Source organism: Clostridium sp. Cult3, assembly GCF_021655115.1.
GTDB lineage: Bacteria > Bacillota > Clostridia > Tissierellales > Tepidimicrobiaceae > PPXY01.
The window spans coordinates 14,084-26,138 of the sequence record NZ_PPXY01000001.1; the positions used below are offsets into that span (position 1 = coordinate 14,084).

Annotated in this window: 11 protein-coding genes and 1 other annotated feature; of the genes, 9 read left to right on the forward strand and 2 right to left on the reverse strand. The window is 35.4% G+C overall.

Translation table 11 applies throughout. The features are described 5' to 3' along the window. Window positions 1-8: 8 nt before the first annotated feature. The gene (locus tag C3E88_RS12210; RefSeq protein WP_272878335.1) at window positions 9-1,034 is read right to left on the reverse strand and encodes a 3D domain-containing protein; all 1,026 of its coding nucleotides are present in this window, start codon (window positions 1,032-1,034) and stop codon (window positions 9-11) included. Window positions 1,035-1,336: 302 nt separating this feature from the next. Beyond that, a complete protein-coding gene (locus C3E88_RS00105; protein ID WP_236908012.1) occupies window positions 1,337-1,624 on the reverse strand; it encodes a hypothetical protein in 288 nt (95 codons plus the stop codon). Window positions 1,625-1,948: 324 nt separating this feature from the next. Between C3E88_RS00105 and C3E88_RS00110 the strand changes: the two genes are divergently transcribed. The 9 genes from C3E88_RS00110 (at window position 1,949) to rsmA (ending at window position 12,032) form a co-directional block, all read left to right on the forward strand. Then, window positions 1,949-4,060: a BglG family transcription antiterminator gene (locus C3E88_RS00110; protein ID WP_236908013.1), complete on the forward strand. Its 2,112-nt coding sequence runs from the start codon at window positions 1,949-1,951 to the stop codon at window positions 4,058-4,060. A 29-nt stretch (window positions 4,061-4,089) separates the two neighbouring features. Continuing rightward, on the forward strand, window positions 4,090-4,374 hold the full coding sequence (locus C3E88_RS00115) for a PTS sugar transporter subunit IIB (protein WP_236908014.1): 285 nt from the start codon (window positions 4,090-4,092) through the stop codon (window positions 4,372-4,374). Window positions 4,375-4,403: 29 nt separating this feature from the next. Beyond that, entirely contained in the window at window positions 4,404-5,663 is a 1,260-nt protein-coding gene (locus tag C3E88_RS00120) for a PTS ascorbate transporter subunit IIC (RefSeq protein ID WP_236908015.1), read from the forward strand. A 62-nt stretch (window positions 5,664-5,725) separates the two neighbouring features. Beyond that, on the forward strand, window positions 5,726-6,562 hold the full coding sequence (locus C3E88_RS00125; RefSeq protein WP_236908016.1) for a transketolase: 837 nt from the start codon (window positions 5,726-5,728) through the stop codon (window positions 6,560-6,562). After that, window positions 6,555-7,487 carry a transketolase family protein gene (locus tag C3E88_RS00130; RefSeq protein WP_236908017.1) on the forward strand — a complete coding sequence of 311 codons (933 nt, stop codon included), beginning with the start codon at window positions 6,555-6,557 and terminating at the stop codon, window positions 7,485-7,487. The genes C3E88_RS00125 and C3E88_RS00130 overlap by 8 nt, the downstream gene beginning before the upstream one ends. An 83-nt stretch (window positions 7,488-7,570) precedes the next feature. Next, window positions 7,571-7,809, forward strand: a binding site (T-box leader). A 47-nt stretch (window positions 7,810-7,856) separates the two neighbouring features. Then, window positions 7,857-9,788: a methionine--tRNA ligase gene (gene metG / locus C3E88_RS00135; RefSeq protein WP_236908018.1), complete on the forward strand. Its 1,932-nt coding sequence runs from the start codon at window positions 7,857-7,859 to the stop codon at window positions 9,786-9,788. An 11-nt stretch (window positions 9,789-9,799) separates the two neighbouring features. Beyond that, complete coding sequence (locus C3E88_RS00140) at window positions 9,800-10,567, forward strand: TatD family hydrolase (protein ID WP_236908019.1); 768 nt, start codon at window positions 9,800-9,802, stop codon at window positions 10,565-10,567. Between the two features lie 60 nt (window positions 10,568-10,627). Beyond that, window positions 10,628-11,173, forward strand: a complete 546-nt coding sequence (rnmV, locus tag C3E88_RS00145) for a ribonuclease M5 (protein WP_236908020.1) — start codon at window positions 10,628-10,630, stop codon at window positions 11,171-11,173. Then, window positions 11,163-12,032, forward strand: a complete 870-nt coding sequence (rsmA, locus tag C3E88_RS00150) for a 16S rRNA (adenine(1518)-N(6)/adenine(1519)-N(6))-dimethyltransferase RsmA (RefSeq protein ID WP_336513041.1) — start codon at window positions 11,163-11,165, stop codon at window positions 12,030-12,032. Before rnmV ends, rsmA begins: the two co-directional genes overlap by 11 nt. The last annotated feature ends 23 nt before the right edge of the window (window positions 12,033-12,055 follow it).

The window sequence follows — 12,055 nt, forward strand, 5'->3', positions numbered from 1 at the left end:
TGTTTTTTTTAATCTAATATATAAACTTTCACTTTTCTTCTACCAAAGTTTCTGACTTCCCTGGCAGTATTAAAGAACAAGTCAATCTTATTTCCTTTAATAGCTCCACCAGTGTCCTCTGCAACACAGAAACCATAATCTTTGGTATTATCAAGGCTTTCCACGTATAATTTTGTGCCTAAAGGTATTATTCTTGGGTCTACTGCTACAGCCCCTACTCTAGCTTTGGTTCCAGAAGCTGTAATCCCATGATACTTATCTCCTGGTCTCTTACCAGTACTTTCATAAGAGTTATCATAGGCAGTAGCTACCATAGTAATTACCTTTCTATATCTTGTCTTTCCTCGCGAAGACGTTATTACATTTCTAGTACCTTTTTTGGTGATCTTAGGAATAGATTCTTTTACTATCTCCTCATCTACTATTTCTTCTGAGATGAGCTCACCATTTTCAAATACTTTCTTAATCTTGATTTTTTTCAAACCATCTTTACCTTCCTGGACGACTTTTGTAACTCCTATATCCATTTCATTGGATTTTTTTGTAATACTTTCATGGGGAATTACCTTCTCAATTTCTTCTATTTCTTCTTTTACTCTAAATATTTGAATTTCCCCACCCAAAGCTGCCTCATCATCAAGACCAGGTTTGGTATAGTCCAATTCATCTAGTTCAATGCCTAGATCCTTTAAAATATCCTTGACTTTCTTGTGAACGGACACTATCTCATGCTGCTTATCGCCCATAGTCAATAGATAAGTCTTTGGAGTCTTTATAATAATATGCATATTGTTTTCCAAATTAGCGTCTAAAGGAACATTTATATATGCAGCCTTATCCAGTGTGATTCCTTCCATCTCAAGAAAATCTTCCACTGTATTGGCATAGGTAGTTATCTCTTCCTTTTCGTCGTCAATAGAAAGAGTAATATCCTTTGCACTATACATATATGCTCCTAAAGATAAACTTGCTGCAACAGCGAGGACAGTCAAAATTTTAAAGTGGTTAGCCTTTTTGACTGAAAATTCTTCCATGATTTTCCCTCCTACATTTTTGACTGTATAGTATTCTATTTAAAAAATATTTGGCTGTCAACTTTTTATGTAATTTTCTGGAATGAAAATGTAAAAAATTAGGATAAAATATGATTAAAATCTATTATATCCTATACTTTTTAATATATTCATTTAAAATTAAAAAAGTTGTTAAGTTATGCAATGTTCAACATTTGGGGAATGGAATATGTTACCAAATATATTTTGGTATCTTATTCCATCAAAAATATATTAAGTTTTTGTAATAATTAAAAATGCCTCCATTTAGAAGGCATTTTTAATTACTCAAATTCTTCGGGAAAGTAGGGGGTAAGTTGGTTCATATCTATATTATGGATAGGTTCGTAGCTTATATCCATTGGATATCCTATTGGGTCTGAATAATTTCCACACTGCATCATACAAACCCTAACACAGTCCCTAAACCTAGGATCCATCATTGGACACATAGGCATATGATGGGGCATAGGCATTGGCTGGGGCATATGGTGAGGCATGGGTCTGCAAGGATCCATCGGGTACAATGGTGGAACAGCAGGATAATTGTAATCATTATTTCCAGAATACATTAATAATCAACTCCTTAAATTAATTTAGCTGTTACTAGTATATGTACATTAGCATACACTGGTGCAATACTTTTATATTATTATTGTCATGTATAATAATGTAGATAAATGTACTGAATAACCTATATCACAAATAGTTCAATATTTCCAAACAAATTAGAAATAGAAAAACATTGAGGAAAAGGTTTTGTGAATAATAAGTGGTATAATAATATATAAGGATATAGTAAATTGAGGGAACAGGAAGCTCATGTAGAAAGAGAATATATCTAAGTTAGAAAATTGAAACAATTTATTATTTCCATTTAATGAGGAGGAGGATCTATGCAGCTTGATGAGAGATCCATAGCCATACTACAATATTTAAGAGAAAAGGGAGACTTTGTTAATATAAGAACCTTATCTGAAATATTTGGAGTAACAGATAGAACCATTAGATATGATATCGATAAAATAGAAGGATTTCTTGTGAAGAATGGATTTGAATATTTAGATAGGAAGCATGGAAAGGGTGTACGACTAAATAGCAATGAGGAATTAAATAGATTTATAGATAGATTTGTAAACACTGATACACCTTTTAGATATAGTTATTCCAAAGAAGAAAGGCAGAAGATAATCATATTGCAATTATTGCAATCTAATGAGCCAATACAAATAGCTGATTTTGAAAAAATACTATGTATAGCAAGAAATACCGTATTAAATGAGTTGGATGTAGTTGAAGAGTGGTTAGAAGAAAGGGGTTTGGAGCTTGTAAGAAAGCCAAGGGTTGGTCTATATATTATAGGTAGTGAAATGAAAAAGAGAAAGGCCATAATGGACATTGCCTCTAAGACCATAACCACGGAGGAAATGATTAATTATATGAACAACAAAATTGCTGTCAATAAGGTTAATAATTTTCAGTTTGAAACCCTTTTTTCAGATATAGATTTAGATTTTCTTAATGGATTAATAAATTATGCAGAAAATAGATTGAATAGGAAATTTAGCGATGAAGCTTATACTAATTTAATAACTCATATATCAATAATGATAAAAAGAATACAACTAGGGAAAAAAATATACATTCCCAATATGAATTGTGAATATATTCAGAATACAAGGGAATATGAAATATCCAAGGAAATGGTGGAGAGGATTGAAAAAAAGTTCAACATAGTTGTGCCTAAAGAGGAAGTAGAATATATAGCTCTTCATCTACTAGGAGCTAAAGCTCTAAAGTCTAGGGATATAGCCAAAGACGATCTATATAATATAGTCAAAACTATGACTTCGGAAATGGAGCATATGTATAATGTTGTATTTACAAATAAGGAGAAGATAATAGAGGATTTAGTAGTCCACCTAAGGCCTACTATATATAGGATTAAATTTGATTTAAAGCTATACAATCCCCTATATGAGAACATAATAAAAAACTACAAGGAATTGTTTGAGGACACAAAATTAGTATTAAGACATTTGGAAAGATATATAGGAAAGGAAATAGGAGATCATGAAGTATCCTATGTGGCTTTACACTTTGGAGCAGCATTGAAAAATTCTTCTAATCGAAAATATATAAAGCCAAGAATAATAGTAGTTTGTAGCACAGGTATAGGCACTGCAAAGATGATAGCTACCCAGATAAGTGAAAGATATGACTTAGATGTAGTAGACACACTATCCCTAAGGACCTTGAAAAAATACAAGGGTGATTATGATTATATAATTAGCACTATAGATATACCAGATCTAGAGCCCTCAGAATACGTGAAAGTTAGTTCGTTAATGTTAAAAAAGGATTTTGATGAAATAGAGAAACACTTTAATCTAAGATATGTTGAATCCAATAAAAATGATGATAGTTTAGTTATCAAGCTAATGAATATTATAGGTAAATATGCTCACATAGAAGATAGACAAAGATTAGAATATGAACTTTTATACGAAATAAAGGAGCACAGGAAATCTATACTTAATGAAAGGAGGACTCACATGCTAAAAGATTTGCTTAAGAGGGATGTAATCGAATTAAATGTTGAGTGCAAAGATTGGAAGGAAGCTATAAGGAAAGGAACCCAAAACTTAATTGATAAAGGTTTTATTGAAGAAAGCTATACGGAAGCCATATTCAAAAGCTTTGAGGAAAATGGTCCATATATGGTAGTAGGGCCTGGAATTGTCCTAGCTCATGCTCGACCTGAAGATGGGGTCAACGAGTTGTGTATGAGCCTGATAACTTTAAAAGAAGGAATAAATTTTGGCAATGAAACCAATGACCCAGTAAAGTTGATAATTACTTTTGGGGCGGTAGACAATGAAAGTCATTTAAAGGCCCTATCTCAACTGATGGAATTATTTATGAATAATAAAGATATTAATAAAATTATATCTTCAACAACCAAGGATGATGTATTAGATATAATTCACAAATATTCAAAGCAATAGTTTTGAAAAACCTGGAAGGGGGTGAAGAGATGAAGAAGATCCTAGTATGTTGTAGTACTGGCCTTGGTAGTAGTTTTATGATAGAGATGAATATTAAAAAAGTGCTTAAGGAATTGGGGGTAGAAGATATAGAAGTGAGCCACTCCGATTTATCGTCTGCTTCTGCATCTGGTGCAGATATATTTGTAGGCACCAGGGATATAGCTGACAATCTAAAACCTCTTGGAGATACTATTTCATTAAATAATATGATAGACATGAATGAACTGAGGGATAAATTAACAGCTATGTTAAAGAAAAAGAATATGATTTAGTTCAACAAAAATAAAAGGGGGTTATTTTAATGTTAGATTTAATTCTAGACATATTAAGTGTACCTGCAATTCTAGTTGGGCTAATAGCACTTATTGGATTATTATTACAGAAAAAATCTGCATCCGATGTACTAAAGGGTACAATTAAGACTATCTTAGGATTTTTAGTACTAAGTGGTGGAGCAGATATTGCTGTAGGAGCTTTAAGCCACTTTGGCACAATGTTCCAAGAGGCTTTCAATGTACAAGGGGTAGTGCCTCATAATGAAGCGGTAGTTGCTATGGCTTTAGAAACTTATGGCACTAGTACAGCTTTAATAATGGCCTTTGGTATGTTGGCAAATATACTAATAGCTAGATACACTAAACTTAAATATATATTCTTAACAGGACATCATACATTATATATGGCTGCCATGATAGCTGTAATTCTTGTAGTTGCAGGTTTACAAGGGGCACCTCTAGTAATAGTAGGATCAATAATATTGGGTTTTGTTATGGCATTTTTCCCAGCTATTGCCCAACCAACTATGCGAAAGATTACCGGTACCGACGATGTAGGATTTGGACACTTCGGTACTACTGGATACGTCCTCTCAGCTTGGGTAGGTAAGATGGTAGGCAAGGATTCCCAGTCTACAGAGGAAATGGAATTTCCTCAAGGTCTTGGATTCTTGAGAGATAGTTCTGTAGCTATATCCTTAGTAATGGGAGTATTCTATATCATAGTTGCTATTGCTTCAGGATCAGAATTTGTAAACACCTTAAGTGGAGGCCAAAACTTTATTCTATTCGCCATACTACAAGCCATTACTTTTGCAGCAGGAGTATATGTAATACTTCAAGGTGTAAGGTTGATACTAGCAGAAATAGTACCGGCCTTTAGAGGTATATCAGAAAAATTAGTTCCAGATGCAAAACCAGCCTTAGACTGTCCAGTAGTGTTTCCTTATGCACCTAATGCAGTATTAATTGGATTCTTAGCTAGTTTCCTAGGTGGTATAGTAGGAATGCTAATATTAGTCGGGTTGAAGACCACAATAATTTTACCTGGAGTTGTTCCTCACTTCTTCTGTGGTGCAACAGCAGGAGTATTTGGTAATGCAACTGGTGGTAAAAAAGGAGCTTTCTGGGGAGCATTTGCCCATGGACTTCTTATAACATTCTTGCCAGTGTTGCTAATGCCAGTATTAGGAGATCTAGGTTTTGCCAATACTACCTTCAGTGATGCAGACTTTGGGGTAGTAGGTATCATATTAGGAAATATTGCAAAATTGTTTATTAAATAAAGTTTATAAAATAAAAGGTAGATCTCTCTACCTTTTATTTTATCTAGAATAAGGAGGGCACAATGGATAAAAACAGACTGAAAGAATTAAAACAAGTAGCCATTGATATTAGAAAAGACTGTTTAGATATGCAAATGGAAGCTAAATCTGGCCATTTAGGTGGAGCTTTTTCTGCAGTGGAAATAATGACTTACTTATACTTTGAACTTATGGATATTGATCCATCTAACCCATACAAAAAAGATAGGGATATATTCATAATGAGTAAAGGTCATGCGTCCTTAAGCTACTATAGTATATTGGCCAGAAGGGGCTTTTTCCCTGTGGAGGAATTGGCAACCTATAGAAAGATAAACACTAGACTACAAGGCCATACCCACATAGACTCAGTTCCGGGAGTAGAGTGTAGTACGGGCTCCTTAGGTCAAGGCTTATCCTTTGGAATTGGCATAGGTCTTGGCTATAAAAAGAAAGGCATTAAAAATAAGGTTTATATCATGTTAGGAGATGGGGAAATCCAAGAAGGGCAGATATGGGAAGCTCTTATGTTAAATGGTTCCCTTCAGTTGGACAATGTAATTCCCATCATAGACAATAATAAAATACAGTTAGCAGATTATTCCGCCAATATAGTAGGCCAATGGAAGCTAAAGGAAAAATTAGAGGCCTTCAATTACAATGTAATTGAAATAGATGGTCACGATTTTGAAGAGATAGAAGAGGCCTTTAATAGCATAAAGCCAGATCATGCTAATGTGATAGTAGCAAATACGGTAAAAGGCAAGGGCGTATCCTTCATGGAGGATAGGATTGAATGGCATTCTAAAAAGATGGATGAAGAAGAATATGATAAAGCTCTTGAGGAAATAAGAAGTGAGGAGGCGAAGTTAAATGGCTAATATCAAAGCACCGAGAGATGCCTTTGGGGAGACTCTAGCAAAACTAGGAGATACAAATGATAAGATATTTGTTTTAGATGGAGATCTAGCAGGTGGAACCAAAACTTGCTACTTTGCAGAAAAATTTCCTAATAGATATTTGAACGTAGGAATAGCAGAGCAAAATATGATAGGAGTAGCAGCAGGATTAGCCAGAGTAGGCTTCATCCCTATAGCTAGTACTTTTGCATGCTTTGCACCAGGGAGGGTTTATGATCAGATAAGACAATCGGTAGCTTACTCCAATCTAAATGTAAAGATAATGTCTACTCACCCAGGATTAGCTGTAGGATTAGATGGGGCCATACACCAAAGTTTAGATGATATAGGGCTTATGAGGGGATTGCCTAATATGGTGGTATTGGCACCCTCTGACGAAATTTCTACAAGCAAGGCTGTAGAAAAGGCCATATCCTATCAAGGCCCAGTATACGTGAGAATAGGAAGGAAGGAATGCCCTATTCATTTTTCTGAGGATATGGAGTTTGAAATAGGTAAAGGATATATGTTGAAGGATGGCCAAGACATAGCCATCATCGCCCATGGTTCCATGGTAGATATATCCTATAGGGCAGCACAAAAACTAGAAGCAAAAGGAATAAGGGCAAGGGTGATAGATATGCCAACTATAAAGCCTTTAGATGTGGAGATAGTCTTAAAAGCAGCCCGGGAGACCAAAGGTATAGTCGTAGCAGAAGACCACTTTAAATATGGCGGTCTATATAGTGCTATATCAGAAATAATAGTGGAAAAACAACCATGTAAGGTGAAGGCTGTTGCAGTGGAAGATACCTTTGGAGAATCAGGAAAACCTGATGAATTATATGAAAAATATGGTCTAACAGAGGAAAATATCATATCCAAAGCTTTAGATATATTGAAATAGTGCCAATTTCTTCAGAACTCCTTAACTACTTGACAAATATAATAAACTACTGTATATTATTTAAATAAATAAGCCATTATAAAATAAAGGTAATGAAGGGAAGAGTAGGGTTAGTCCTAGACTTTAGAGAGCTGGGTTAGGTGAAAGCCAGTGTTGAAGGCTAATTCGAATATGGCCCCTAAACTTTACAGCTGAATATAGTAGGCTGTAGCGGTTGCATCCGTTATCATATGCAAGGTTATGTAGGTAACCTTTAGAGGTTTAGACTGTGAAGTTTAAACGAATTAGAGTGGTAACACGAGAGTATGCCTTCGTCTCTATATAAGGAGATGAAGGTTTTTTTATTTAAATAAAATAGGAGGGAAAACCATGGAAAAATTTTATATCACCACGCCTATATATTATCCAAGCGACAATCTTCATATAGGTCACACTTACACTACAGTAGCAGCTGATACGTTGAAAAAATTTAAAAAAGCTCAAGGCTATGATGTATATCTAGTCACTGGCTCTGACGAACATGGACAAAAAATTCAGGAAAAAGCAAAAGAAAACCATATGGAACCAAAGGAATATGTAGATGGAATAGTAGCAGACATAAAGAAACTTTGGGCCATGTTAGAAGTAGATTATGATGCATTTATTAGGACTACCGATAAACAACACGAAAAAATAGTACAAAAGGTATTTGAAAAACTATACGAACAAGGGGATATCTACAAATCCACCTATGAAGGATTGTATTGCACGCCTTGTGAATCCTTTTGGTCTGAATCCCAACTAATAGATGGGAAGTGCCCTGATTGTGGTAGAGAAGTTCACTTAACTAAGGAAGAAGCTTATTTCTTTAGACTATCCAAGTATAGAGATAGGATAATCCAGCTTTACGAAGATAGACCAGAATTTTTACAACCAGAATCTAGAAAAAATGAGATGCTAAACAACTTCTTAAAAGAAGGGTTAGAGGATCTTTGCGTATCTAGAACTAGTTTTGATTGGGGAATAAAAGTACCCTTCGACTCCAAACATGTAGTATATGTGTGGATAGACGCCCTTCTGTGCTATATTACAGCCTTAGGATACGGCACAGAAGAAGACCAAAAGTTCAAGAAATATTGGCCAGCCAATGTCCATCTAGTAGGAAAGGAAATAGTTAGATTCCATACGGTAATATGGCCTGCAGTGCTTATGGCATTAGATATGGAATTGCCAGATAAGGTATTTGGCCATGGTTGGATACTGTTTGAAGATGACAAGATGTCAAAATCCAAGGGAAATGTAATCTATCCTGAACCACTAATAGAACTATATGGAATAGATGCCTTTAGATACTTCCTATTGAGGGAATTCTCCTTTGGTCAAGATGGTTCCTTCTCCAGAGAGAAATTTTTACAGAGAATCAATTCCGATTTGGCTAATGATTTAGGTAATCTAGTAAGTAGAACTGTTACCATGGTGGAAAAATATAATGAAGGAATTCTTCCTGCACCAGCCAAGGAGGAGGAAGTAGATAAATCTTTAATAGAAGTAGCTACCAATGCTAAGGCAAAGGTAGAACAAAATATGGATAAACTAAACTACAGCCAAGCTTTAGAGGAGATTTGGAAAGTAGTTAGAAGGACTAACAAATATATAGATGAGACCACTCCTTGGATACTAGCCAAGGAAGAGGAAAAGGAAAGACTTGACACCGTATTGTATAATTTAACTGAAAGTATTAGGATCATAGCCACCCTTATCAATCCTTTTATGGAAAGGACCTCTAAGGAAATATTAAAGCAAATTGGCCTAGACGAAAATATTAACTGGGAAGATGGAGGAATTTGGGGTAAAATAGAATCAGGTACTAAAGTTAATAGAGGCCAAGTATTATTCCCAAGATTGGATATAGATAAGGAATTGGTAAGACTTGACGAAGCAAATCAAAAGTTAGTAGATGAAAGGAGCAAAAAATTGGAGGATAAAAAGAAAGAAGAACAATATATAACTATAGATGACTTTGCAAAGGTTGAATTTAAAGTAGCGGAAATTGTTGAAGTAAAAGATCATCCAAATGCAGATAAGCTTCTCATACTACAATTGAAAGTAGGAGATGAGACAAGGCAAGTAGTATCGGGCATAAAACAATACTATACCCCAGAGGAATTAGTTGGTAAAAAGGTAGTTATAGTTGCAAACTTAAAACCAATTAAATTAAGAGGAGAAGAATCCCACGGTATGGTATTAGCAGCAGAAAAGGACGGAAAACTTACTTTAGTATCCACATTGGAAGATATAGAATCAGGAGCTACAATATCATAAGGAGTGAAAGGATGCTAATCGATAGTCATGCACATTTAGATGATACGAGATTTGACAAGGACAGGGATGAACTCATCAAATCCCTAAAGGATGTAGGAGTGGATTTAGTCATAAATCCTGGTGCTGATTTACAATCCAGTATAAAATCAGTATCCCTATCAGAACAATATGATAATATATATGCTGCAGTGGGGATTCACCCCCACTCGGCAAAGGAAATGGATGAATCTACCCTAGAGGTTTTAAAGTCCTTTACCAATAGGGAAAAGGTAGTAGCCATAGGGGAGATTGGTCTAGACTATTATTATGACAACTCTCCTAGGGATATCCAAAAACATAGGTTTATAGAACAGCTGGACTTAGCCAAAGAAGTAGATCTACCAGTCATTATCCATTCAAGGGATGCAGCAGGGGATACTTTTGACATACTGAAATCTGCCCAGGATGGTAGTTTAAAAGGAGTACTTCACTGTTATTCTGGTAGTGTGGAGATGGCTTTAGAATATATAAAGTTAGGCTTTTATATATCTATAGCTGGGCCAGTAACCTTTAAAAATGCTAGAATAGTAAAAGAAGTAGCTAAGACGGTGCCCATGGATAGATTGTTGATAGAAACCGACTCCCCCTATTTAACTCCAGAACCCTATAGGGGCAAGAGAAATGAACCGGTATATGTAAGACAGGTAGCTGGCACTATAGCAGAATTAAGGGGAATATCCTTTGAGGAAGTAGCTACAAAAACATCAGAAAATACGAAAAAATTATTTAGAATAGGTTAATGGGACAGGAGTGGGACAGGGAGAACCGTCCCCACTGTCCCAAAAAAAGGTGGTGGTCTATTGATAAAGGAGATAATAGTAGTAGAAGGAAAGGACGATATACAGGCGGTAAAGAGTGCAGTAGAAGCGGAAGTTATTGCCACAGGAGGCTTTGGATATGATAAAGGATTTATAGATAAATTGAAGGTGGTGGCTGAAAATAGAGGCGTAATCATACTAACCGATCCAGACTTCGCTGGGGAAAAGATAAGGAAAGGTCTAAGCAAAGAGTTAAAAAACTGTAAACACGCTTTTCTTCCCAGAGGGAAGGCCCTAAAAAAAGGGGATATTGGAGTGGAAAACGCCACTCGAGAAGATATTATAGAGGCTATTGAAAAGGCAAGGCCTATAATTACAGAGAAAAGACAGGAATTTACCAAGGAAGATTTGATAGACTTAGGATTGATAGGTGGTTTAAACTCTAGAAAGAAAAGAGAAAAACTAGGCGATGTACTGGGTATAGGCTACTGCAATTCCAAACAGCTTTTAAATAGATTAAATAACTTTGGAATAACTAAAGAGGAATTCATAAAAGCCATAGAGGAGATAGATGGATATGATAGATAAAAGATTGTATTCCCCCAAATATGTAAAGAAAATTTTAAATAGATATGGATTTGAATTTTCCAAGAGTTTAGGTCAAAACTTTTTAATCGATGGCAATATAGTTAGGAAAATATCCCAAGTAGGAGAGATTACAGAGGAAGATTATGTATTGGAAATAGGTCCAGGCATTGGAACTTTAACGGAGGAATTAGCCCTAAAGGCTAAAAAAGTAGTGGCAGTAGAAATAGACAAAGGTCTCCTTCCCATACTAGATGAAACCCTAGGGGCATATGGCAATGTGGAAATAATCCACGGGGATATATTGAATACGGATATTCAAAGAATTATAGACGAAAAGATGGAAGGAGGGCCCATTAAGGTAGTTGCCAATCTACCCTATTATGTAACTACACCTATAATAGCTAAACTATTGGAAGAGAATTTAAATATTCATTCCATCATAGTAATGGTTCAAAAAGAAGTAGCCGATAGAATGGTTTCCATGCCTGGTAACAAACAGTATGGTTCTCTTTCCGTATTTGTAAATTTCTACACCTATCCAGAGATAGGTATAAGGGTACCTAAAACCGTATTTATGCCTCAACCAAGGGTGGACTCAGCAGTAATCAAGCTAAAGTTGAAGGAGGACCTACCAGAGGTAGACAGGGAAGTGTTTTTCAAGGTGGTTAGATCTGCCTTTGGAAAGAGACGAAAGACCATTTTAAACGCCTTATCCTCAGGGGAATTAGGTCTTGAGAAGGATATTATTAGAGAAGTATTAGAAAAGTTGAATATTGCTCCAAACCTTAGGGCGGAGAACTTAAAAATTGAAGATTTCATAAAGATTAGTGAAACATTACCCCCTTTAAACATATATTAGTATAAAGATTATAAAGGGGGGTT

Bases quoted from the DNA above. Each gene is read 5' to 3' on its own strand.
- C3E88_RS12210 (WP_272878335.1), bottom strand. From the start codon at position 1,034: ATGGAAGAATTTTCAGTCAAAAAGGCTAACCACTTTAAAATTTTGACT.
- C3E88_RS00105 (WP_236908012.1), bottom strand. From the start codon at position 1,624: ATGTATTCTGGAAATAATGATTACAATTATCCTGCTGTTCCACCATTG.
- C3E88_RS00110 (WP_236908013.1), top strand. From the start codon at position 1,949: ATGCAGCTTGATGAGAGATCCATAGCCATACTACAATATTTAAGAGAA.
- C3E88_RS00115 (WP_236908014.1), top strand. From the start codon at position 4,090: ATGAAGAAGATCCTAGTATGTTGTAGTACTGGCCTTGGTAGTAGTTTT.
- C3E88_RS00120 (WP_236908015.1), top strand. From the start codon at position 4,404: ATGTTAGATTTAATTCTAGACATATTAAGTGTACCTGCAATTCTAGTT.
- C3E88_RS00125 (WP_236908016.1), top strand. From the start codon at position 5,726: ATGGATAAAAACAGACTGAAAGAATTAAAACAAGTAGCCATTGATATT.
- C3E88_RS00130 (WP_236908017.1), top strand. From the start codon at position 6,555: ATGGCTAATATCAAAGCACCGAGAGATGCCTTTGGGGAGACTCTAGCA.
- metG (WP_236908018.1), top strand. From the start codon at position 7,857: ATGGAAAAATTTTATATCACCACGCCTATATATTATCCAAGCGACAAT.
- C3E88_RS00140 (WP_236908019.1), top strand. From the start codon at position 9,800: ATGCTAATCGATAGTCATGCACATTTAGATGATACGAGATTTGACAAG.
- rsmA (WP_336513041.1), top strand. From the start codon at position 11,163: ATGATAGATAAAAGATTGTATTCCCCCAAATATGTAAAGAAAATTTTA.